This window comes from Enterobacter cloacae (assembly GCF_011078175.1).
GTDB classification, from domain to species: Bacteria; Pseudomonadota; Gammaproteobacteria; order Enterobacterales; family Enterobacteriaceae; genus Enterobacter; species Enterobacter cloacae_Q.
On record NZ_JAALCJ010000010.1, the window covers coordinates 1 to 23,084 of the forward strand.

Here is a 23,084-nt window from a genome sequence, read left to right on the forward strand (position 1 = left end):
TGAGCCATGATCAAACTCTTCAATTTAAAAGTTTGATGCTCAATGAATTAAACTTCGTAATGAATTACGTGTTCACTCGTTGAGACTTGGTATTCATTTATCGTCCGAGGACGTTAAGAATCCATGTCACTTTGAGTGCCCACACAGATTGTCTGATAAATTGTTAAAGAGCAGTTGCAACGCGGCTTTCAGCTCATCGTTGCGAGGTCCCGTATATTACGTTTTCCTCATTCAGAGTCAAGCAATTATTTTCACTTTTCTCTGTTGGCGTTCATCTCTGAACCCCGCTGTCCCGGCGGCTTGTAAGCCGTTGTTCCGTGTCAGTGGAGGCGCATTATAGGGAGTTCTCAGACGTTGACAACCCCTCTTTGAAAAAAAACGTTCAACCGTCTCTTTTTTGCTCAAAAGCGTGCTTTAGCGCCAGTTTTTCGAGCGTTTCGAAGCCATAACGCTGCAAAACGGGCAAAAGTTGTTCGGTTTCTTTTGTTCTCGCCATACAGAACGCGATGTTCGCATCCGCTGATTTCGCATCCGGTGCCTCATGTTCCAGCAGCCAGGCCGTCCGACGCGCAATCGCCGCACCGGAATCCACCAGACGGGTCCCTTCAGGCAGGACCTTTAATAGCTCCTCCTGTAATAGCGGGAAATGGGTGCAGCCAAGAACAACCGTATCCGGTGGTTCCTGCATCCTCAACCATGGACGTAGAATGCGACGCAGCTCTTCAAGCGATACCGTCTCGCCGTGCAGTTTCGCTTCCGCCATTTCCACCAGCTCCGCAGAGCCGAGCATGGCGATCTGGCATTCGTTGGCAAAGCGCTCAATAAGCTCACGCGTATAAGGACGTTTTACCGTACCGCGCGTAGCCAGCAACCCCACAATGCCATTCGCCGTCAGACGCGCCGCGGGTTTGATTGCAGGAACAACGCCCACAACCGGGAACGGAAATTTTTCGCGCAGGGCAGGAAGAGAGACCGTGCTTGCCGTATTACAGGCAATGACCGCCAGCGCCAGGGGATAACGCTTTTGTACCGCGGTGACGATTTCAACCACGCGTTCAACAATAAAGTCTTCACTCTTTTCCCCATACGGGAACGCGACGTTATCGAAGGCGTAGATATAATGGAGATCCGGCAGGAGTTGCCGAATCTCATCATAGACCGAAAGCCCACCGACGCCGGAATCGAACACCAGCACGGTGGGACGCGGATCAGAAGGTGTAGCTGCCAGACAAGGTGTATTCCCGTCCTGCAGTTTGGTAGCCATAAACTGTCTCGTAATCTTTATCGAACAGGTTGGCTATTTTACCACGAACTGTGAGATGAGAGGTGACAGGATATGAAACCGCGACGTCCCACAGGCTGACGCCGCCCATTTTAACGCGTTCTGTGGCATAGGTATTCGGATCAACGGCGACGTCATAGCGGGTGCCCAGATAACGGTACGCCACATTCCAGTCGAGATCCCACACCTGCCAGTCAAGCTGATACTTCACCTGTTGCTTAGAACGGCGGGCCAGAATTTCATTGGTTTTGGTGTTACGTGGGTCAACATAGTCATAGGAAATCTTGTGCCCTACCGGACCTGTATCAAACTGCGCCGTGGCTTCAATGCCTTTAATACGCGCTTCGTCCACATTGTAGTAACGGTAGTTTGCGTCGTAGCCAATTAGGTTATCAATGTCGTTACGATAACCCGTTACGCGCCAGTTAACCGGCCCCGTCAGACCTTCAAAGCCACCTTCCCACTGTTTGCTCTCTTCAGGCTTAAGCTTCGGGTTACCGTATTTCTCGCTGTGGATTTGACTCATCGTTGGCGCTTTATACGCCGTACCGTAAGAGGCAATGATGCGATACCCTTCTACAAATTCCCACGCAGCGCTGGTTTGCCAGGTGCTGTGGTTTCCGAAGTTAGAGTTATCGTCATTACGGGCTGCGGCTTCCAGCGTTACGCTATTAAACTGCTGCATACCGGAGAGGAAGACGCCCGTATTGTGCTGCTCATAGCCCTGGTTAAGAAGACCTGTACCCGCCTGCGTTTTTTGCTTTTGCCAGTCCAGACCTGCACCGATGTTACCGTGACCGACCGTCACGTTATTCATCCACTGAGCGGTATATTGCTTCACATCATCCATAGTGGAGGATACCGCATAGCGCCCTTTGCTCGGATCATAGTTCAGGTCTTTGCTACGGCCATAACCCGCCACCAGCTGAGACTGGTAAATTCCCTGGCTATAGCGCAGCCCGGTATCCCAGTTTTGGCTATAAAGCTGACGCGTATCCGGCGTGCCCGTTTTATTAAAGTTATCGTCGTAACTGTCATAGCCATCATAACCGTTACGGTTATCATAGCCAAAGCCGCGGAAGAACCCACTGACGCTGTCGGTAAACTGCTGTTCCACCGAGCCAAACAGAGATTTACTCATAAAACCATCGCGGTCTGGCTGGCGCGGCGCATCTTTTGCGGCAATGTCAAAACCACGGGTATAGGTATAATCACCCGCCATTGTGATTTTGGTTTTATCAAACACCTGCTGGAAGGCACCGTTATAGTTTTGATACCCCTTTGAACCGACACCCGCAGAAATTTCCGCACCCGGCTTGTCGCGCCCGGTAATGATGTTAATCACACCGCCAATCGCGTCGGAGCCATACAGCGCCGAACGCGGGCCGCGAATGTACTCAATACGCTGAATCAGCGACGTCGGAATTTGACTTAAATCGGGAACGTTACTGATCCCGGCATTGTTCAGGGGGATGCCATCAATCAGTACCAGAACATGGCGGGATTCCGTACCGCGAATAAACGTTGAAGAGGTCGACCCCATCCCGCCGCTCTGTGCGATGTCCACACCCGGGAGGCGTGACATGATTTCCACAACACTCGTTGCCTGCCAGCGTTCAATATCCTCACGGGTCACGACGGATGTCGGAGCCAAAACGGTTTTTGCCGGTTGTTCGAAACGGTTTGCTGTCACCACCAACGAGTCGGCGCTTTCCTGCGCCCAGCCCGAAAATGCCGTGACGGAAAACGCCGTCAACAGCGAAACTTTTTTAATCATTGTTAAAGCATCCACAATATAAGAAGGATGCCGCAGGCCTCATCGATAGCACGCGATGATGAAACCAAATGCGACGTGATCCCGGCAGGTCTTCGGGCTGGGTGGCGTTATACGGATGAAGACTTCCCATTTTCACAGTGTCTACAACTCTCATCCCGCCAGTCGTTACCGCTGCGCGTCAGCTCCAGATTTACACTGGATTCCCTTTTCACTCTCAGGAGACCGGAAACAGAATGCTACAATTAGACACGTATAGATGTCCAGACAGCTATGAGCCATTAAATCTGGACATCCCCTGCACAATCCCTACAATCCCCGCGTAATTCTTTATCACTCAGGACGCATCATGACCCCAGAACACCTCCCGACAGAACAGTACGACGCGCAGCTGGCAGAGAAAGTCGTCCGCCTGCAAAGTATGATGACGCCTTTTAACGCGCCCGTTCCCGAGGTGTTCCGCTCCCCTGTCAGCCACTACCGTATGCGCGCCGAGTTCCGTATCTGGCATGACGGCGACGACTTGTACCACATCATTTTCGATCAGCAGACGAAATCCCGCATTCGCGTTGACAGTTTTCCGGCGGCGAGCGAACTGATAAACCAGCTGATGACGCTGACGATCGACGGCGTGCGTAACAACCCGGTGTTGCGCAACAAGCTGTTCCAGATTGACTACCTGACCACGCAAAGCAACCAAGCGATTGTCTCTCTGCTCTACCACAAAGCGCTGACCGACGAATGGCGCGAACAGGCAGAAGCCCTGCGCGATGCGCTGCGGGCGCAGAACATCAACGTTCACCTGATTGGCCGCGCGACCAAAACCAAAATCATGCTCGATCAGGATTACGTCGACGAACGTCTGCCGGTGGCAGGTAAAGAGATGGTTTATCGTCAGGTGGAGAACAGCTTCACCCAGCCGAATGCCGCCATGAACGTGCAGATGCTGGAGTGGGCGCTCAAGGCGACGGAAGGGTCTAAGGGCGACCTGCTTGAACTATACTGCGGTAACGGCAACTTCTCGCTGGCCCTGGCGCGTAACTTCGAGCGCGTGCTCGCGACGGAAATCGCCAAACCCTCGGTGGCAGCCGCGCAGTACAACATCGCGGCTAACCATATTGATAACGTACAAATCATTCGTATGGCGGCAGAAGAGTTTACCCAGGCGATGAACGGCGTACGGGCGTTTAACCGCCTGCAAGGGATTGATTTGAAGAGCTACCAGTGTGAGACAATTTTTGTCGATCCGCCGCGCAGTGGCCTGGACAGCGAAACCGAGAAGATGGTGCAGGCGTACCCGCGTATTTTGTACATCTCCTGTAATCCGGAGACACTGTGCAAGAATCTGGAAACATTAAGCCAGACGCACAGGGTTGAACGTCTGGCGCTATTCGATCAGTTCCCGTATACGCACCATATGGAGTGCGGCGTACTGCTCACGGCGAAGTAATGCGTGCCCTGAAGGGCAGGTAAGCGAAGCGCCACCTGCCAAAAACGCCGGATGGCGCTTCGCTTATCCGGGCTACTCGGATAATTGGCTCTTGCGACTACGCATGCGAGAGCCAATCCAGAACACCAATGCCACAGACAGCACCGCAGGCAGGAAATTAGAACCAATATCCGGATACTCTGCACGCACAACGGTGCTGTACAACAGTACTCCCAGAATAAAGCAGGCTGCGGCCAGCCCCGGTAATCCGACGGGCATAGTGCGGTTCAAATAACGTTGATGCAGGCAGTATACCGTCAGCACCAGCGCGATAATTGGGAAAATCGAGAACGGTACAATGGAGCTGAAAACCGCCGCAAACGTACCGTTAATGGATAAGCCAGCGATCAATGCCAGCAACAACGTTCCTTTATCCTGACCTGACTGTTTCATTACTCACCTTCACTCATCATTTTGATGTGCCAACTTCTCTTGTTCACGGCGATACCAGTAGTATGCACCTTTAGAAATCATCCGCAGCTGCAATACCAGTCGCTCTTCGAGTTGCTTACGTTGTTCAATGCTGACATCCAGTGCTTCGGCACCTGCGCTGAAAACAATCGTCACCATCGCCTCGGCCTGTGCTTCAGTAAACGCACGCGGCATATGGTTTTCGAGTTCAAGATAGTCGGCAAGTTCCGCGATGAAGTGCTGAATTTCACGCGCGACGGCGGCACGAAATGCCGCCGATGTGCCCGAACGCTCGCGCAAAAGCAGACGAAACGCGTTGGGGTTATTGCCGATAAATTCCATAAATGTCGACACGGAGGTGCGGATCACGCTGCCGCCTTTGGCAATACGCTGCCGCGCCTGGCGCATAAGCTGACGCAGCATGAGTCCGCTCTCGTCGACCATGGTCAGACCCAGTTCATCCACATCACGGAAATGACGATAGAAGGACGTTGGCGCAATCCCGGCCTCGCGCGCAACTTCACGCAGGCTTAAACTGGCAAAACTACGCTCGGCACTCAGTTGACTGAATGCGGCTTCCACCAGCGAACGCCGGGTTTTCTCTTTTTGTTGTGCTCTTACGCCCATCACGATAGTTGAATCCTTCCAAAGGCCCGTTGGCACTATACCAGAGAATAAAATTAATCTGTTTACCTGGCTTTGTGAATGATTGTTTACGGGCGGTTTGTGCTCCACTGCCCGAAAAAAGCACAACGATAATTGGGTTACCCTGGCAATGATGTTATGATTCTGTTGCTTTTATGTATAAGAACAGGTAAGCCTTGCCATGCCACATTCCTACGATTACGACGCAATAGTTATTGGTTCCGGCCCCGGCGGCGAAGGTGCTGCTATGGGTCTGGTAAAACAGGGAGCCAGAGTCGCGGTTATTGAGCGCTACCATAACGTCGGCGGCGGTTGCACCCACTGGGGTACCATCCCTTCGAAAGCCCTCCGCCACGCCGTTAGCCGCATTATCGAATTTAACCAGAACCCTCTTTACAGCGACCATTCCCGACTTCTTCGTTCTTCCTTTGCCGATATCCTGAATCACGCAGACACGGTCATTAACCAGCAGACGCGCATGCGTCAGGGTTTTTATGAGCGCAACCACTGTGAAATTCTGCAAGGGAACGCGCATTTTGTGGATGAACACACCCTGGCGCTGGAGTGCCACGACGGTTCGATCGAGACACTTACCGCTGAAAAGTTTGTGATTGCCTGCGGTTCTCGTCCGTACCACCCGGCAGACGTAGATTTCTCCCACCCGCGCATTTACGACAGCGACTCTATCCTCAGCCTTCATCACGAGCCACGCCATGTGATCATCTATGGCGCGGGCGTGATTGGCTGTGAATATGCGTCGATCTTTCGGGGTATGGAGGTCAAGGTTGATTTAATCAACACCCGCGACCGGCTGCTGGCGTTCCTCGATCAGGAGATGTCAGATTCGCTCTCCTACCATTTCTGGAACAGCGGCGTGGTGATTCGCCACAACGAAGAGTACGAGAAAATCGAAGGCTGCGACGACGGTGTGATCATGCACCTGAAATCCGGTAAGAAGCTGAAAGCCGACTGCCTGCTGTATGCCAACGGCCGTACCGGCAACACGGATTCATTGCAGCTGGAGAATATCGGGCTTGAAACCGACAGCCGCGGTCAGCTCAAGGTCAACAGCATGTATCAGACCGCGCTGCCGCACGTATACGCGGTGGGCGACGTGATTGGTTATCCAAGCCTGGCCTCCGCCGCTTACGATCAGGGCCGCATCGCCGCACAGGCGCTGGTGAAAGGTGAAGCGACGGCGCATCTGATTGAAGATATCCCGACGGGTATTTACACCATTCCTGAGATCAGCTCAGTCGGCAAAACCGAACAGCAACTGACGGCCATGAAGGTGCCTTACGAGGTGGGTCGCGCCCAGTTTAAACACCTGGCGCGGGCGCAAATCGTGGGGATGAGCGTAGGTACGCTGAAGATCCTGTTCCATCGCGAGACGAAAGAGATCCTCGGTATTCACTGCTTTGGTGAACGCGCGGCAGAAATCATTCACATCGGCCAGGCGATCATGGAGCAAAAAGGTGGTGGCAACACCATTGAGTACTTCGTTAACACCACCTTTAACTACCCGACCATGGCGGAAGCCTATCGGGTAGCCGCGCTGAATGGCTTAAACCGCCTGTTTTAACGCGCTGTCGAAATGGCCATCCATCGCACCGCGGATGGCCTCTGCCAGCTGCTCATAGCGGCTGCGCAGCGGTGAACCCGGGCGATACACCAGGCCGATAGTACGACGCGGTTCTGGCTTAATGCACGGCAGATACACCACACCATCACGCTTACGCTCTTTCGGCACCGCCAGCGCAGGCAGCAGCGTAATACCGCTTCCCGCCGCGACCATATTACGCAGCGTTTCAAGGCTGGTTGCGCGGAAATGGGTATCTTCATCGGCACCCGCTTCGAAGCAGAAACCCATCGCCTGATCGCGCAGACAGTGGCCGTCTTCCAGCATCAGCAGTTTTTCACCGGCCAGATCGGCCATCGGCACACGATCGCGATTCGCCCACGGGTGATCTTCATAGATCGCCAGCATCATCGGCTCATCGAACAACGGCACTTCAATAAACGCTTCACTCTCTTTGACTAGCGCCAGAATGGCGCAGTCGAGCTTGCCACTGTCCAGCTGCGCCAGCAGCTGATGGGTTTGCGCTTCATGCAGGTACATTTCGAGTTTTGGGAACGTCTGGTGCAGCATCGGAATGATGTGCGGCAACAGGTACGGGCCAACGGTTGGGATCAGGCCAATATGCAGCGGGCCGGACATCGCTTCCCCCTGCTGGCTTGCCATTTCCTTGAGCACTTTGACCTCGCGCAGTACGGTGCGCGCCTGATCCACCAGCAGCAGACCTGCCTGCGTGAACAGTACCTTACGGCTGGTGCGCTCCAGCAGCATCACGCCCAGCTCATCTTCCAGCTTGCGGATCTGACCGCTCAGCGTTGGCTGGCTGACGTGGCAGGAGTCTGCCGCGCGGCGAAAATGGCGGTGCTCGGCTAACGCTACCAGGTATTCAAGATCACGAATATTCATTATTCATCCTCCGTCGCCACGATAGTTCATGGCGATAGATAGCATAGCAACGAACGATTATCCCTATCAAGCATTCTGTTGAATAATACATCACATAGACGAGCGGTACGTGTTTGACCCAAAACGACCCCGCACCGTCAGCGAGTTTCTCTCATAACTCGAAAAACTAAAGCCAACGTGAACTTTTGCGGACCCCGTGGTCCGCTTTTTTTTGCGTAAAAAAAAGCCCAGCACTAAGCCAGGCTCCGTTTTTCTCCCTCTCCCTGTGGGAGAGGGCCGGAGTGAGGGCACCAGCCCGCACTATTCAAACCAATTCAAACCAACCGGTTTTTCGCATCCGTAATCGCCTGCGCTACCTGCTTCGGCGACACGCCGCCTTTCGCTGCACGCTTATCCAGGCAGGATTGCAGGGCCAGAATCGGGTAAACATCCTCACCGATAACCGCGCTGAACTTTTGCAGATCGGCAAGCGTCAGCTCTTCAAGGGCTTTACCCTGACGAATCGCTTCCACCACCGCTTCACCCACAATATGGTGCGCCTCGCGGAACGGTACGCCTTTCGCCACCAGGTAGTCCGCCAGCTCGGTAGAGTTAGCATACCCCTGCTGCGCCGCTTCCTGGCAGCGCGGACGTTTCACCTGAATGCCGTCCAGCACCAGCGCGCCCATATGCAGACAGTCCAGCCAGGTGTCGAGCGCGTCGAACAGCCCCTCTTTGTCTTCCTGCATGTCTTTGTTGTACGCCAGCGGCAGCCCTTTCAGGGTCATCATCATACCGGTCAGCGCGCCCTGTACGCGGCCACACTTACCGCGGATCAGCTCCAGCGCATCCGGGTTTTTCTTCTGCGGCATCAGGGAGGAGCCGGACGTCACGCGGTCGGACAGCTCCACAAACCCGGCTTCGCCAGAGTTAAAGAAGATCAGGTCTTCGGCAAAGCGCGACAGGTGCACCATCCCGATAGAGGCATTTGAGAGCAGCTCCAGCACGTGGTCACGGTCAGAGACACTGTCCAGGCTGTTGCGGGTGGCAGAGGCAAAGCCCAGCCAGCCTGCCAGCTGCTCACGGTCGATTTCATAAGCCGTACCAGCCAGCGCGCCGCTGCCCAGCGGGCTCACGTCCAGACGCTTTAAGGTATCCTGTAAACGGCTCTCATCACGCGCCAGCATCTCAACGTAGGCCAGACACCAGTGCGCGAACGTCACCGGCTGCGCGCGTTGCAGGTGGGTATAACCCGGCATCACCGCGTCCTGATTGTTCTGCGCGGTGTCCACCAGTGCGCTCTGCAACTGACGATTCGCTGCCAGCAGTTCGCCGACGGTCTCTTTACACCACAGCTTCAGGTCGGTCGCCACCTGGTCATTACGGCTGCGCCCGGTATGAAGCTTTTTGCCCAACTGGCCGACTTTGTCGATCAGTTTGCCTTCCACCCAGCTGTGAATATCTTCGGCATCGCTCTGGAGGATTTGCGCTGGATCCAGACGCACCTCTTCCAGCAGATTGTTCAGCGCCACTTCCAGCTGCTGCTGTTCATCTGCGGTCAGCACGCCAACGGTCACCAGCGCTTTGGACCAGGCTACAGAGCCGACAATATCCTGTTCGGCCAGGCGGTAGTCGAAGCGCAACGAGTCGTTGAACTGTTTGAACCGCTGATCCGCTGCCTGTGTAAAACGCCCACCCCAAAGTGCCATAACATCGTTCCTTTATTCGTTAGTTCCGCCGGGTGGCGCTGCGCTTACCCGGCCTACGGTCATCCACTAAAAACTTACGCTAAAATACGCGTGCCAATCGGCGTGCCGTTAAACAGCGCCGGGAGCTGCTCCGCGTGACGCCAGGAGGCGATATCGACCGGGCGACCCAGCGTGCGGGCCGCATCCAGCGCGGCGTTCACTTTAACGATCATGCCGTCGGTAATAATGCCCTGATCGATCAGCTGCTCGGCTTTCGCGGCAGTCATTTCCGCAATGCGCTGGCCTTTGCCATCAAGAATGCCGCTCACGTCGGAAAGCAGGATCAGGTCTGCGCCCAGCGTGGCAGCCAGCGCCGTCGCCGCCTGGTCGGCGTTGACGTTCATCAGCTCGCCCTCTTCGGTCACGCCGATAGAGCTCACCACCGGCAGGAAGCCGCCTTCGAGCAACGTATTAATCAGCTTAGGCGAACCCGGCTGCGCCAGTCCAACGTGACCAAGCTCTTCGTCGAGCTGGGTCACTTTTACGCTGTCGCCATCGCCCAGATAGAGGCCCACGGAGGCGATGTGATGTTTCTTCGCCCACGCCAGCAGCGTTTTGTTCGCCGTGCCCGCCAGCGCACCGGTAATGATGTCAATCTGGTCAGCAGGCGTCACGCGCAGGCCGTTTTTCTTCTTCACGGGCAGGTTGAGCCCTTTCATCAGCTCATCCACCACGCAGCCGCCGCCGTGCACAATCACCAGCGGACGTTGGTGTGATTCGCGATAGTTAACCAGCGCGGTAAACAGACGCTCCAGCGCTTCTTCGCTGTCCAGCAGTACACCACCGAGTTTGATAATTAATGGGTTCATCATCACACCTTAAATAAGAGCCTGCGTTTCAGGGAAGCCGAAACGAATATTTGCACACTGCATTGCCTGGGCAGCAGCGCCTTTGAGTAAGTTGTCTTCTGCGGCAACCACAATCAGATGCTCGCCCTGCACGGCGAAGCCGATGTCGCAGAACGGCAGGCCAACCACGTTTTTCAACGCCGGCACGCCTTTGTCGTACAGACGCACCAGTGGTTTATCCGCATACGCCTGCGTGAAGACCTCGCTCACCTGCTCTTTCGTCACGCCCGGCTTCAGGCGGCAGGTAATGGTTTCAAGGATCCCACGTGGGAAGCTGCCGAGGTGCGGAGTGAAAATCACCTCCGCCCCCAGATGGGTGGTGATTTCAGGGTGATGGCGGTGATTAAACACGCCATACGGCTGAAGGCTCACTTCGCAGAAGCTGTTAGAGATCGCCGCTTTGCGCCCGGCGCCGCTCACGCCGCTGGTGGCGTTGATCACCGGCCACTGGTGCAGATCCAGCAAACCGGCGTCGATCAATGGCTTCAGGGAAAGCTGCGCCGCCGTCGGGTAGCATCCCGGCACGGCAATCAGGTTCGCTTCTTTCAGCTTATCTGCGCTCCACTCCGCCAGGCCATACACCGCTTTTTCGAGCAGATCCGGATGCTGATGGATGAAACCGTAATATTTTTCGTAGAACGCACCGTCGTTAACGCGGAACGCGCCGGAGAGGTCGAACACCACGCAGCCGGCCGCCAGGAACTGCGGCGCCAGGTCGTGACTGACTTCGTGCGCGGTGGCTAAAAACACTATGTCGACGCCGTCGGTGAACTCGCTGATGTCAGACATGGGCTGTAAAGGCAAATCAACCACGCCCTTAAGCTGTGGATGCAAGTCGGAAATTAACTTTCCGGCATCATTGCTTTGCGCTGACACGGTCAAAGCGGTTATGGTCATATGTGGGTGGCGATTTACGTAGCTTACAAGCTCTGCGCCCGCATAACCGCTAGCGCCTACAATCAGCGTATTCAACATCGGGTTCCTTTATGCTCAACGTTAATGTATTTTTATTCACATTTATTGCATGAATATTGATACTATCACGACCTAAGGTGTGTCAACAATGAAAATGAACTTACCGCCATTTATCGAGATCTACCGCGCCCTGATTGCCACACCGTCCATCAGCGCAACGGAAGAAGCGCTGGATCAAAGCAATGAGTCTTTAATCAATCTGCTGGCGGGTTGGTTTAGCGATCTTGGATTTAACGTTGAGGTACAACCCGTCCCCGGAACCCGCCACAAATTTAACCTGTTGGCCAGCACCGGACATGGCGCAGGCGGCCTTCTGCTGGCTGGCCACACCGACACCGTGCCGTTTGACGATGGCCGTTGGACGCGCGATCCGTTCACGCTGACCGAGCATGACAACAAGCTTTATGGTCTGGGCACCGCCGACATGAAAGGTTTCTTCGCCTTTATCCTTGACGCGCTGCGTGACGTGGACGTGACAACCCTGAAGAAGCCGCTCTACATTCTGGCGACCGCCGATGAAGAGACCAGCATGGCGGGCGCACGTTATTTCTCTGAAAATACATCGATTCGCCCGGACTGCGCGATCATTGGTGAACCCACCTCTTTGCAACCGATTCGTGCGCACAAAGGCCATATTTCGACGGCCGTGCGCGTGCTGGGCCAGTCCGGCCACTCCAGCGATCCGGCGCGCGGTGTAAATGCGATTGAGCTAATGCACGACGCCATCGGCCGCATCATGACCCTTCGCGACTCGCTGAAAGAACGTTATCACTACGAGGCGTTTACCGTGCCTTACCCGACGCTGAACCTTGGCAGCCTGCACGGCGGCGATGCCTCGAACCGCATTTGCGCCTGCTGCGAGCTGCATATGGACATCCGCCCGCTGCCGGGGATGACGTTGAGCGATCTCGACGGCTTGCTGAATGAAGCGCTGGCCCCGGTGAGCGAGCGCTGGCCGGGCCGCCTGACGGTCTCTGAACTGCATCCGCCAATCCCGGGTTACGAATGCCCGCCGGATCACCAGCTGGTGGAAGTGGTAGAAAAGCTGCTCGGTGAGAAAACCGACGTGGTGAACTACTGCACCGAAGCGCCGTTTATTCAGACGCTTTGCCCTACGCTGGTCCTGGGCCCTGGCTCAATTAACCAGGCGCACCAGCCGGATGAGTATCTGGAAACCCGCTTCATCAAACCCACCCGCGAACTCATTACTCAGGTTGTGCATCACTTCTGCTGGCATTAAAACCGCACCGAAAATTCCCCTCTCCCTGTGGGAGAGGGTTCGGCTGAGGGCAACAAATCGCATGATCTCCGTCACATTCCCATAAGCATCTCTTATCTGACGCAATGCGAATTAAATTTCGTAAATTGCCCGCATTTATCCGTTTGCTGAACCGTTTTCGCAGCAATTGACGACGGGGGTTTTACGTGGCTTTATAAAGGGAGATGACAAAATAATGTCCAGAAGATTTTCGCATGGGCATAAACAAAAATGATGGGGTGACTGGGTTTTTATGAACGAACAATATTCCGCGTTGCGTAGTAATGTCAGTATGCTCGGCAAAGTGCTTGGAGATACCATCAAAGATGCGTTGGGGGAGAACATCCTCGACCGCGTTGAAACCATCCGCAAGCTGTCTAAATCATCCCGCGCCGGTAACGAGGCCAATCGTCAGGAGCTGCTCACCACCTTGCAGAACCTCTCCAACGATGAGCTGCTGCCTGTTGCCCGGGCCTTCAGCCAGTTCCTGAATCTGGCAAACACTGCTGAGCAATACCACAGCATTTCGCCGAAAGGCGAAGCGGCCAGCAACCCGGAAGTCATTGCCCGCACCCTACGCAAACTCAAAGACCAGCCCGACCTCAACGAAGCGACCATCAAAAAAGCGGTGGAATCCCTTTCGCTGGAACTGGTTCTGACCGCGCACCCAACTGAAATCACGCGTCGTACGCTGATCCATAAAATGGTGGAAGTGAACAACTGTCTGAAGCAGCTGGATAACAAAGACATCGCCGACTACGAACGTAACCAGCTGATGCGCCGTCTGCGCCAGCTGATTGCCCAGTCCTGGCACACGGATGAAATTCGTAAACACCGCCCAAGCCCTATCGACGAAGCCAAATGGGGCTTTGCGGTGGTGGAAAACAGCCTGTGGGAAGGGGTACCTAACTATCTGCGCGAGCTGAACGAACAGCTGGAAGAGAACCTCGGCTACCGTCTACCGGTTGACTTTGTGCCAGTACGCTTCACCTCCTGGATGGGCGGCGACCGCGACGGCAACCCGAACGTCACCGCGGAAATCACGCGCCACGTTCTGCTGCTGAGCCGCTGGAAAGCGACCGACCTGTTCCTGAAAGATATTCAGGTGCTGATCTCCGAACTGTCGATGGTAGAAGCGACGCCGGAACTGCGCGCGCTGGCCGGTGAAGAGGGCGCCAGCGAGCCGTACCGTTTCCTGATGAAAAAACTGCGCGGTCAGCTGATGGCGACTCAGGCCTGGCTGGAAGCGCGTCTGAAAGGCCAGCGCCTGCCGAAGCCGGAAGGCCTGCTCAGCCAGAACGAACAGCTATGGGAACCGCTGTATGCCTGTTACAAATCGCTCCAGGCCTGCGGGATGGGCATCATCGCCAACGGTGAACTGCTCGACACCCTGCGCCGCGTGAAGTGTTTCGGCGTGCCGCTGGTGCGTATCGACGTTCGTCAGGAAAGTACCCGTCATACCGAAGCGCTGGGCGAGCTGACCCGCTATCTCGGCATCGGCGACTATGAAAGCTGGTCAGAAGCCGACAAACAGGCGTTCCTGATCCGCGAGCTAAACTCCAAGCGCCCGCTGCTGCCGCGCAACTGGGAACCGAGCAACGACACCCGCGAAGTGCTCAACACCTGTAAAGCGATCGTCGATGCACCGAAAGGATCGGTGGCCGCCTATGTGATCTCCATGGCGAAGACGCCGTCCGACGTGCTGGCCGTTCACCTGCTGCTGAAAGAAGCGGGCATTGACTATGCTCTGCCGGTGGCCCCGCTGTTTGAGACCCTTGATGACCTGAACAACGCCAACGACGTCATGACCCAGTTACTGAACATCGACTGGTATCGCGGCTTTATTCAGGGCAAACAGATGGTGATGATTGGCTATTCCGACTCCGCGAAAGATGCGGGCGTGATGGCCGCCTCCTGGGCGCAGTACCAGGCGCAGGACGCGCTAATCAAAACCTGCGAGAAAGCCGGTATTGAACTGACTCTGTTCCACGGACGCGGCGGCTCAATTGGTCGTGGCGGTGCGCCTGCCCACGCAGCCCTGCTCTCTCAACCACCGGGAAGCCTGAAAGGCGGCCTGCGCGTGACCGAGCAGGGCGAGATGATCCGCTTCAAGTACGGCCTGCCGGAAGTCACCATCAGCAGCCTGTCGCTTTACACCAGTGCGATCCTCGAAGCGAACCTGCTGCCGCCGCCGGAGCCAAAAGAGTCCTGGTGCCGAATTATGGACGAGCTGTCAGACATCTCTTGCGATCTGTACCGCGGCTACGTACGTGAAAACAACGATTTCGTCCCATACTTCCGTTCAGCCACGCCTGAACAGGAGCTGGGTAAATTGCCGCTGGGTTCGCGTCCTGCCAAGCGTCGCCCGACTGGCGGTGTCGAATCCCTGCGCGCCATTCCGTGGATCTTTGCCTGGACGCAGAACCGTCTGATGCTGCCAGCCTGGCTGGGTGCCGGTGCGGCGCTGCAAAAAGTGGTGGAAGACGGTAAGCAGAGCGAACTGGAAACCATGTGCCGCGACTGGCCGTTCTTCTCTACCCGTCTGGGCATGCTGGAGATGGTCTTCTCGAAAGCCGACCTGTGGCTGGCGGAATACTACGATCAGCGTCTGGTGAAACCCGAACTGTGGGCGCTGGGTAAAGAGCTGCGCGAGCTACTGGAAGGCGACATTAAAGTGGTGCTGGATATTGCCAACGACTCCCACCTGATGGAAGACCTGCCGTGGATTGCCGAATCAATCCAGCTGCGTAATATTTACACCGACCCGCTGAACGTTTTACAGGCAGAACTGCTGCACCGTTCCCGCCTGGCGGAAGAGGAAGGTAAAGAGCCGGACCCGCGCGTTGAACAGGCGCTGATGGTGACGATTGCAGGCGTTGCGGCGGGTATGCGCAACACCGGTTAATGCTCGGTGCCCGGCAGCGTTACGCTTGCCGGGCACATCTCGATCTCCTCCCCTCCCTGATATTCCACACATTTTTTGCCACCGGTCAGGCAATCACGTTTCCCTTAGACGTAGCGCAACAAATGTCCGGCACGCCGGGAGTAGAGTCACTCTCAGAGCAGTTCGAACAGGACAGGAAAAACGCGTTTGTTTACCTCAAACACTAAGGGAGTAATGTTATGGACCGTATCATTCAATCGCCGGGAAAATATATCCAGGGCGCAGATGTTCTCACCCGTCTCGGCGACTACTTGAAGCCGCTGGCGAATCGTTGGCTTGTGGTGGGCGATAAATTTGTACTGGGTTTTGCTGAAGAAACCCTGCGTCAGAGTTTTAAACAAGCCGGACTCCATGCTGAAATCGCACCGTTTGGCGGCGAATGTTCACAAAACGAAATCGATCGTTTGAAAAAGCTGGCCGACAGCGCCGACTGCCTCGCGGTGCTGGGTATCGGCGGCGGTAAAACGCTGGATACCGCCAAAGCGCTGGCCCATTTTATGGACGTGCCGGTGGCCATTGCCCCGACCATTGCCTCCACCGATGCGCCGTGCAGCGCCCTCTCCGTGATTTATACCGACAGCGGCGAGTTTGATCGCTATCTGATGCTGCCGCATAACCCAAACATGGTGATTGTCGACACCAAAGTAGTGGCCAGCGCACCTGCGCGCCTGCTGGCCGCCGGGATTGGCGATGCCCTCGCCACCTGGTTTGAAGCCCGCGCCTGTTCGCGCAGCGGTGCCACCACCATGGCCGGCGGCAAGTGCACGCAGGCGGCGCTAGCGTTGGCTGAGCTGTGCTACAACACGCTGGTTGAAGAAGGTGAGAAGGCAATGCTCGCGGCGGAACAGCACGTGGTAACGCCTGCACTGGAACGCATTATCGAAGCCAACACTTATCTGAGCGGCGTAGGCTTTGAAAGCGGCGGGCTGGCGGCGGCACACGCTATTCACAACGGCATGACGGCGGTGCCAGATGCGCATCATTTCTATCATGGTGAAAAGGTTGCGTTCGGCACGCTGACGCAGCTGGTACTGGAGAACGCGCCGGTTGAAGAAATTGAGACCGTCGCCGCGCTTTGCCACAGCGTTGGGCTGCCGATCACTCTGGCGCAGCTAAACATCAAAGAAGATATTCCGGCCAAAATGCGTCTGATCGCGGAGGCGTCCTGTGCCGAAGGGGAAACCATTCACAACATGCCTGGCGGCGTAACGCCGGATCAGGTCTATGCGGCGCTGCTGGTGGCGGACCAGTACGGACAGCGTTTCCTCCATGAGTGGGAGTAATAAAAAAGCCGGGTAGCGCTGCGCTTACCCGGCCTACATGGCACTTTAATTTGTAGGCCGGGTAAGGCGTAGCCGCCACCCGGCACAAGGGTTACTTCACGTCAAACCGATCCAAATCCATCACTCGCGCCCAGGCGGCAACGAAGTCGCGGACGAACTTCTCGTGTGCATCGCTGCTGGCGTAAACTTCGGCCAGCGCACGCAGGACGGCGTTCGAACCGAAGACCAGATCGGCGCGGGTGGCGGTATATTTCACTTCTCCGCTGGCGCGATCGCTACCGGCAAACAGCTCGTTTGAGTCGTCGGCCGCTTTCCACTGGGTGTTCATATCCAGCAGGTTCACGAAGAAGTCGTTGCTCAGTACGCCCTCGCGGTTGGTGAACACCCCATTCTTGCTGCCATCAAAGTTTGCGCCAAGTACGCGCAGACCGCCAATCAGCACCGTCAGTTCCGGCGCGGTCAGAGTCAGCTGTTGGGCTTTATCAATCAACAGTGACTCGGTGGTGGACACATCCACCTGCGCACGGTAGTTGCGGAAGCCGTCGGCAATCGGTTCGAGCAGGTTAAACATCTCGATATCCGTCTGGTCCTGACGTGCATCCACGCGGCCTGGGGTGAACGGAACGTTGACGTAAACGCCTGCCGCTTTCGCCGCCTGTTCAACGCCCACAACGCCTGCCAGCACGATGATATCGGCCAGTGAAGCTTTATTCGTAGTGCGCTGGATTGCTTCCAGAGCCGGTAACGCCCGCACCGCCGCAGCGTTCACATCCCAGTCGCGCTGAGGCGCCAGCGCCAGACGCGCACCGTTAGCGCCGCCACGCTTGTCACCGCCGCGGAAGGTCGATGCCGACGCCCAGGCCACGGAAACCAGCTCGCTCACGGAGAGACCAGAGGCCGCGATTTCCGCTTTCAGGCTTTCAATATCTTCCTGAGTTGGATGGAATACCGGCTGAGGCAGCGGATCCTGCCAAATCAGATCTTCTTTCGGCACTTCCGGACCAATATAACGGGATTTCGGCCCCATATCGCGGTGGGTCAGCTTGAACCACGCGCGCGCAAAGGCTTCGTTGAAGGCCTGCGGATCGTTCAGGAAGCGACGGGAAATTTTCTCGAATTCCGGATCAAAACGCAGCGTCAGGTCGGTGACCAGCATGGTTGGCTTGCGTTTTTTCGACGGGTCGAACGGGTCAGGCATAATTTCCGGCGCATCCACGGCTTCAAACTGAATTGCGCCCGCCGGGCTACGCGTCTGCACCCATTCGTATTTGAACAGGTTCTCGAAGAAGTAGTTGCTCCACTGGGTCGGGGTTTGAGACCAGATCACTTCCAGCCCGGAGGTGATGGCGTCAGCGCCAATACCGGTGCCGTGCGTGCTGGCCCAGCCCAGCCCCTGCGCTTCAATCGGCGACGCTTCCGGGTCAGTGCCCACATGCGTGGCTTCGCCTGCGCCATGCGTTTTACCGAGCGTATGGCCGCCTGCAATCAGCGCGACGGTCTCTTCATCGTTCATGCCCATGTTGCCAAAGGTAGCGCGGATCGCCGCCGCGGCAGACAGCGGTTCACCGCTGGCGTTTGGCCCTTCCGGGTTAACGTAAATCAGGCCCATTTCGGTGGCCGCCAGCGGGCGCTTCGCCAGTGCTTCCGGGTCACGGTGGGTCAGCCAGGCTTTTTCATCGCCCCAGTTCACGTCCAGATCCGGTTCCCAGACGTCTTCACGCCCGGCACCAAAACCAAAGGTGCGGAAGCCGGAGTTTTCCAGCGCCACGTTACCGGCAAGGATAAACAGGTCGGCCCAGGAAATTTTTTGTCCGTGTTTTTGTTTGATTGGCCACAGCAGACGACGAGCCTTATCCAGGCTGACGTTATCCGGCCATGAGTTCAGCGGCGCAAAGCGTTGCTGACCGCGTCCGGCGCCGCCGCGCCCGTCAACGGAGCGATAGGTACCGGCGCCGTGCCAGGCCATACGGATAAACAGACCCGCATAGCTGCCCCAGTCGGCAGGCCACCACGGTTGTGAATCGGTTAAAAGGGCTTTGAGATCGCCTTTAAGGGCGGAATAGTCGAGCTTGCTGAATTCTTTGCGGTAGTCGAAGTCTTCACCCAGAGGGTTCGAACGGTTGGAATGTTGGTTTAAAAGATCGATGCGAAGTTGTTTAGGCCACCATTCTTTGCTGCCGGTACCTGCACCCGCGCTATGATCGACGCCGCCCTGGTGGAACGGACATTTGCCGGCGGATGCCGCGTTATTGGTCTCGTCTGACGTGCTCATCGCTATGCTCCCTTTACAGTGTTACCGTTACGATATACACCACTAGCGATAAGAGATAGTTGAATTAATCCACAGATTCGATAGCTAATACCTTTTAACTCTCTGTTCGTTTAAAAAACCCTCATTTTATGAGGGTTTTTACTTTATAGCGCCGGGCGAACACCGAGCGTATGGCAAATGGCGTAGCTCATTTCCGCGCGGTTCAGGGTATAGAAATGGAAATCTTTCACCCCTTCGCGACTTAAAATCTTCACCATGTCCATCGCAATATTGGCCCCCACCAGCTTACGGGTTTCCGGATCGTCGTCCAGCCCTTCATACATTTTGGACATCCACAGCGGAATGCGCACGTTGGTCATATCTGCGAATTTCTTCGCCTGTTTGAAGTTCGAGACCGGCAGAATGCCAGGGATAATTTCGACATCAATACCCGCTGAGACGCAGCGGTCGCGAAAGCGCAGGTAGCTTTCAACGTCAAAGAAGAACTGAGTAATTGCGCGGTTGGCACCGGCCTCCACTTTACGCTTCAGGTTGAGCAGGTCCGCCTGGGCGCTTTTTGCTTCCGGGTGAACTTCAGGGTAGGCAGCCACGGAGATATCAAAGTCGGCAACGTCTTTCAGCAGCCCGACCAGATCGGCGGCAAACATCTCTGGCTTACCGCTTCCAGGCGGAAGGTCGCCGCGCAGGGCCACAATATGGCGAATGCCGTTATTCCAGTAGTCCTGGGCAATGGCGCGCAGTTCATCTCGGGTGGCGTCGATACAGGTGAGGTGCGGCGCAGCTTCCAGGCCGGTACGGTCTTTAATGCCTTTAATGATGCTGTGCGTACGGTCACGCTCACCGGAGTTGGCGCCGTAGGTCACGGAGACAAACTTTGGTTTCAGGCTGCTCAGGCGATCGATAGAGCTCCACAGGGTTTGCTCCATTTCACTGGTGCGCGGCGGGAAAAATTCAAAAGAGACGTTAATCTGGCCATTTACTTCGGCCAGGCTCTGATTCAGGGCTTCCCGCTGGTTGGCGTGAAAAAAGCTCATACCTTACCTCTATCTTTCGCGTGTCGTTGTTTGTTGTGTTGTGAACTTCTATACGTTTAGACGTCCAGATGTAAAAATGACGGAAAAGCGGGATGACGTCAACAGAAATAATCAACATTAACGGTGAGGTTTGTTCAGGGAAGATGAAGGGCGTTCATGATGGGGGTGAGTGCGGTTTGATACCCTCACCCTGACCCTCTCCCACAGGGAGAGGGAAATGCAGACGTTACAGCAGCTTAGCCAGACGATTAATGTCGGACTGAATGGCTCCGGCGGTGACATCGCGTCCCGCGCCAGGACCGCGGATCACCAGCGGGTTATCGCGATACCAGCGGCTTTCGATGGCGAAGACGTTGTCGCATGGCAGGAGCGCCGCCAGCGGATGTTCAGGACGCACCGCCTCCACGCCCACGCGCGCTTTACCGTTCGCCTCGAAGCGCGCCACATAGCGCAGCACCAGGCCCATCTCGTTAGCCGCTTCCAGACGTTGCACCATCTGCTCGTTAAGCTCGTCACCGTTCTCGAAGAAGTGATCGACAGACCCTTCCTCGCAGCCCGCTGGCACCAGAGACTCAACGCGCACCTGACCCGGCTCAATGTCGTAGCCCGCTTCACGCGCCAGGATGACCAGCTTACGCATCACATCTTTACCGGCAAGGTCCACACGCGGATCCGGCTCGGTTAAGCCCTGCTGCCACGCCTGATCCACCAACTCAGTGAACGGAACGGTGCCGTCAAATTGCAAAAACAGCCAGGAGAGCGTGCCGGAGAAGATACCGCTCAGCGCAAGTATGCTGTCGCCGCTTTCAATCAGGTCGCGCACGGTATGGTTAACCGGCAGACCTGCGCCAACGGTGGCGTTGTAAAGCCAGTGACGACCCGTTTTTTCGAACGCGTCATGGATCTGGCGATATTTGTCAGTGCTGCTCGCTCCCGCCAGCTTGTTGGCGCTGATGACGTGGAAACCGTGGCTGGCGAAATCCAGATACTGATCGGCCAGCTGTTCGCTGGCGGTCACATCCAGCACCACCAGATCGTCATACGGGTGCGCGCGCATCCACAGGAACAGCGACTCTTCGTCTTGCTCAACCGCTTCATCGTTAAAGAAGGCCAGCGCACGGCTGGCGTCCAGCCCTTCGTAGTTCAGCAGGCTGCGGCGGCTGTCCACCACCCCTGCCAGAATAAATTCAAACCCGGTACGCGCCGACAGCGTCACCTGCTCGCGGGCGAACAGCTCCAGCCAGCGGGAACCGATATTCCCTTTACCGAACAGTACCAGACCGATACGTTTTTCGGCGCGGAACAGCGAGGTGTGCAGACCCTGAATCAGGCTTTCGGTTGGCCCTTTACGCAGCACGGCAACCAGGCTGATACCCTCTTCCGACTGCCAGGTAAACTCAACCGGCTGGCCTTTAAGCTGCTGCCAGAAGCGGTGGCAGTGCAGCGGGTTTCGGGTAACGCCCGCGCCCACCATCGCCACCATCGCCAGCCCCTGACGCAGACGAAGCTCACCCGGCAGGCCCGCTTCATCAAGAATTTTCAGGGCACTGTCCACCACTTCGGCGGTATAGCAGAACTGCAACAGTTGACGATCGTTATGTACGCCAACGGCCAACGGACGCATCTGCGCTCGCTTCAGGATAGTGTCGATATCTTTGTGCGCCAGTTTGAAATCCTGACCTGCTGGCACCTGGAACTCAATCAGGCAGATGTCGTCGTGGCTGGTAACAATGCGCGCGCCCGTGCCGGATGCCAGCACGCGCTCGATGCGAGTGGAACCCTGATCCGGCGTGTAGCTACAGCGTAGTTGCAGGTCGATGTCGCTGCCGGATACCGGCTGTAGCGTGCGCGCGTGCAGCACCGGGGCCGCCAGACGCGCCAGCTCGCTCGCTTCGTCGAGACGCAGCAGCGGCAGCAGGCAGGCATCTTTCACTTTGCGCGGGTCAGCGCTGTAGACGCCGGCCACGTCGCTCCAGATGGTAACGCGGGACACCCCCGCCAGGGCACCAATCTGCGTGGCCGAGTAGTCCGAGCCGTTACGGCCCAGCAGCACGGTTTCGCCGGCATTGCTGCGGCTGATAAAGCCGGTGACGACAATACGTTTACCAGGATGTTGCACCAGCAGCTGTTGCAGCAGCGGGTAAGACAACCCTTCGTCCACCTGAGGCTGCGCGGCACGTTCGGCACGCAGGAAATCACGCGCGTCAAGCCAGGCGGCATCCACACCAAGATGTTGCAGCACGGCGGCCATCAGGCGCGCGGACCACACTTCACCGTGGCCAACCACTTCGGCATACACCGCGTCGGTGATCCCGCTGTCCAGCAGGGCCGCCAGACGTTCAAGATCGTGCGTGAAAGCGCTGATCAGCCCGTCAGCTACGTCCGCTGGCAGCAGGCCAGCAATCAGTTCGCTCTGATAGCGACGTAAAGATTGTTGCACCTGATGCGCAGAGAGGCGATCGGTCTGGCTCAGTTTCAGCCAGCTAATCAACTGGTTGGTGGTGCTGCCCGCCGCGGAGACAACCATCATGTCCCCCGGCATCGAATACTCTGCCATGATCCCCGCGACCCGCAGGTAACATTTCACATCAGCAAGACTACTACCACCAAACTTGTGCAGCTGGCGACCCTTCGCCCCTGCCTGCGCTATCACACTCATG

At 56.4% G+C, this 23,084-nt stretch carries 16 protein-coding genes, 1 pseudogene and 1 riboswitch; of the genes and pseudogenes, 6 read left to right on the forward strand and 11 right to left on the reverse strand.

Translation table 11 applies throughout. The features are described from left to right. Positions 1-382 precede the first annotated feature (382 nt). Positions 383-1,264, reverse strand: coding sequence for a glutamate racemase (gene murI, locus G6Q29_RS18835; RefSeq protein ID WP_165466700.1), 882 nt, complete (start codon positions 1,262-1,264; stop codon positions 383-385). Then, a complete protein-coding gene (gene btuB, locus G6Q29_RS18840; RefSeq protein ID WP_165466701.1) occupies positions 1,209-3,059 on the reverse strand; it encodes a TonB-dependent vitamin B12 receptor BtuB in 1,851 nt (616 codons plus the stop codon). The genes murI and btuB overlap by 56 nt, the downstream gene beginning before the upstream one ends. 66 nt (positions 3,060-3,125) lie before the next feature. After that, positions 3,126-3,301: riboswitch (cobalamin riboswitch) on the reverse strand. 104 nt (positions 3,302-3,405) lie between these two features. Here btuB and trmA point away from each other — a divergent pair. Further along, positions 3,406-4,506 (forward strand): tRNA (uridine(54)-C5)-methyltransferase TrmA, encoded by a 1,101-nt coding sequence (gene trmA / locus G6Q29_RS18845; RefSeq protein ID WP_165466702.1) that lies wholly within the window; start codon positions 3,406-3,408, stop codon positions 4,504-4,506. A gap of 72 nt (positions 4,507-4,578) precedes the next feature. Here trmA and G6Q29_RS18850 read toward each other — a convergent pair whose 3' ends face one another. Continuing rightward, positions 4,579-4,938: a YijD family membrane protein gene (locus G6Q29_RS18850; RefSeq protein WP_165466703.1), complete on the reverse strand. Its 360-nt coding sequence runs from the start codon at positions 4,936-4,938 to the stop codon at positions 4,579-4,581. A gap of 9 nt (positions 4,939-4,947) precedes the next feature. Beyond that, complete coding sequence (gene fabR / locus G6Q29_RS18855) at positions 4,948-5,586, reverse strand: HTH-type transcriptional repressor FabR (RefSeq protein WP_003862059.1); 639 nt, start codon at positions 5,584-5,586, stop codon at positions 4,948-4,950. 196 nt (positions 5,587-5,782) lie between these two features. Between fabR and sthA the strand changes: the two genes are divergently transcribed. After that, positions 5,783-7,183 (forward strand): Si-specific NAD(P)(+) transhydrogenase, encoded by a 1,401-nt coding sequence (gene sthA / locus G6Q29_RS18860; RefSeq protein WP_165466704.1) that lies wholly within the window; start codon positions 5,783-5,785, stop codon positions 7,181-7,183. On the opposite strand, the gene oxyR is transcribed toward sthA, so the two are convergent. The 4 genes from oxyR to argC all read right to left on the reverse strand — a co-directional run bounded on the left by oxyR (position 7,166) and on the right by argC (position 11,633). After that, positions 7,166-8,083 (reverse strand): DNA-binding transcriptional regulator OxyR, encoded by a 918-nt coding sequence (oxyR, locus tag G6Q29_RS18865; RefSeq protein WP_165466705.1) that lies wholly within the window; start codon positions 8,081-8,083, stop codon positions 7,166-7,168. The two genes, sthA and oxyR, sit on opposite strands and share 18 nt — an antisense overlap. Positions 8,084-8,397: 314 nt before the next feature. Further along, positions 8,398-9,771 carry an argininosuccinate lyase gene (gene argH, locus G6Q29_RS18870; RefSeq protein WP_165466706.1) on the reverse strand — a complete coding sequence of 458 codons (1,374 nt, stop codon included), beginning with the start codon at positions 9,769-9,771 and terminating at the stop codon, positions 8,398-8,400. 74 nt (positions 9,772-9,845) lie between these two features. After that, entirely contained in the window at positions 9,846-10,622 is a 777-nt protein-coding gene (gene argB / locus G6Q29_RS18875; RefSeq protein WP_006808651.1) for an acetylglutamate kinase, read from the reverse strand. Positions 10,623-10,628: 6 nt separating this feature from the next. Continuing rightward, complete coding sequence (gene argC / locus G6Q29_RS18880; protein WP_165466707.1) at positions 10,629-11,633, reverse strand: N-acetyl-gamma-glutamyl-phosphate reductase; 1,005 nt, start codon at positions 11,631-11,633, stop codon at positions 10,629-10,631. An 88-nt stretch (positions 11,634-11,721) separates the two neighbouring features. Between argC and argE the strand changes: the two genes are divergently transcribed. The 4 genes and pseudogenes from argE to gldA all read left to right on the forward strand — a co-directional run bounded on the left by argE (position 11,722) and on the right by gldA (position 17,118). Then, the gene (gene argE, locus G6Q29_RS18885) at positions 11,722-12,873 is read left to right on the forward strand and encodes an acetylornithine deacetylase (RefSeq protein WP_165466708.1); all 1,152 of its coding nucleotides are present in this window, start codon (positions 11,722-11,724) and stop codon (positions 12,871-12,873) included. A gap of 271 nt (positions 12,874-13,144) precedes the next feature. Then, a complete protein-coding gene (gene ppc / locus G6Q29_RS18890) occupies positions 13,145-15,796 on the forward strand; it encodes a phosphoenolpyruvate carboxylase (RefSeq protein ID WP_165466709.1) in 2,652 nt (883 codons plus the stop codon). Positions 15,797-15,882: 86 nt separating this feature from the next. Beyond that, a pseudogene (locus tag G6Q29_RS21765) lies at positions 15,883-16,002 on the forward strand (fructose-6-phosphate aldolase); the annotation flags it as partial. A 12-nt stretch (positions 16,003-16,014) separates the two neighbouring features. Further along, positions 16,015-17,118 (forward strand): bifunctional L-1,2-propanediol dehydrogenase/glycerol dehydrogenase, encoded by a 1,104-nt coding sequence (gldA, locus tag G6Q29_RS18900; protein WP_165466711.1) that lies wholly within the window; start codon positions 16,015-16,017, stop codon positions 17,116-17,118. 91 nt (positions 17,119-17,209) lie between these two features. Here the strand turns inward: gldA and katG are convergent, their stop codons facing one another. The 3 genes from katG to G6Q29_RS18915 all read right to left on the reverse strand — a co-directional run bounded on the left by katG (position 17,210) and on the right by G6Q29_RS18915 (position 23,083). After that, positions 17,210-19,390: a catalase/peroxidase HPI gene (katG, locus tag G6Q29_RS18905; protein ID WP_165466712.1), complete on the reverse strand. Its 2,181-nt coding sequence runs from the start codon at positions 19,388-19,390 to the stop codon at positions 17,210-17,212. A 143-nt stretch (positions 19,391-19,533) separates the two neighbouring features. Continuing rightward, a complete protein-coding gene (gene metF / locus G6Q29_RS18910; RefSeq protein WP_003862045.1) occupies positions 19,534-20,424 on the reverse strand; it encodes a methylenetetrahydrofolate reductase in 891 nt (296 codons plus the stop codon). A 226-nt stretch (positions 20,425-20,650) separates the two neighbouring features. Further along, entirely contained in the window at positions 20,651-23,083 is a 2,433-nt protein-coding gene (locus G6Q29_RS18915; protein ID WP_165466713.1) for a bifunctional aspartate kinase/homoserine dehydrogenase II, read from the reverse strand. Between the last annotated feature and the right edge of the window lies 1 nt (position 23,084).

What these genes read in the sequence shown, in the direction of transcription:
- murI (WP_165466700.1), bottom strand. Translation starts at nt 1,264, where the DNA reads ATGGCTACCAAACTGCAGGACGGGAATACACCTTGTCTGGCAGCTACA.
- katG (WP_165466712.1), bottom strand. Translation starts at nt 19,390, where the DNA reads ATGAGCACGTCAGACGAGACCAATAACGCGGCATCCGCCGGCAAATGT.
- trmA (WP_165466702.1), top strand. Translation starts at nt 3,406, where the DNA reads ATGACCCCAGAACACCTCCCGACAGAACAGTACGACGCGCAGCTGGCA.
- G6Q29_RS18850 (WP_165466703.1), bottom strand. Translation starts at nt 4,938, where the DNA reads ATGAAACAGTCAGGTCAGGATAAAGGAACGTTGTTGCTGGCATTGATC.
- btuB (WP_165466701.1), bottom strand. Translation starts at nt 3,059, where the DNA reads ATGATTAAAAAAGTTTCGCTGTTGACGGCGTTTTCCGTCACGGCATTT.
- argH (WP_165466706.1), bottom strand. Translation starts at nt 9,771, where the DNA reads ATGGCACTTTGGGGTGGGCGTTTTACACAGGCAGCGGATCAGCGGTTC.
- oxyR (WP_165466705.1), bottom strand. Translation starts at nt 8,083, where the DNA reads ATGAATATTCGTGATCTTGAATACCTGGTAGCGTTAGCCGAGCACCGC.
- argC (WP_165466707.1), bottom strand. Translation starts at nt 11,633, where the DNA reads ATGTTGAATACGCTGATTGTAGGCGCTAGCGGTTATGCGGGCGCAGAG.
- argB (WP_006808651.1), bottom strand. Translation starts at nt 10,622, where the DNA reads ATGATGAACCCATTAATTATCAAACTCGGTGGTGTACTGCTGGACAGC.
- gldA (WP_165466711.1), top strand. Translation starts at nt 16,015, where the DNA reads ATGGACCGTATCATTCAATCGCCGGGAAAATATATCCAGGGCGCAGAT.
- argE (WP_165466708.1), top strand. Translation starts at nt 11,722, where the DNA reads ATGAAAATGAACTTACCGCCATTTATCGAGATCTACCGCGCCCTGATT.
- metF (WP_003862045.1), bottom strand. Translation starts at nt 20,424, where the DNA reads ATGAGCTTTTTTCACGCCAACCAGCGGGAAGCCCTGAATCAGAGCCTG.
- G6Q29_RS18915 (WP_165466713.1), bottom strand. Translation starts at nt 23,083, where the DNA reads ATGAGTGTGATAGCGCAGGCAGGGGCGAAGGGTCGCCAGCTGCACAAG.
- ppc (WP_165466709.1), top strand. Translation starts at nt 13,145, where the DNA reads ATGAACGAACAATATTCCGCGTTGCGTAGTAATGTCAGTATGCTCGGC.
- sthA (WP_165466704.1), top strand. Translation starts at nt 5,783, where the DNA reads ATGCCACATTCCTACGATTACGACGCAATAGTTATTGGTTCCGGCCCC.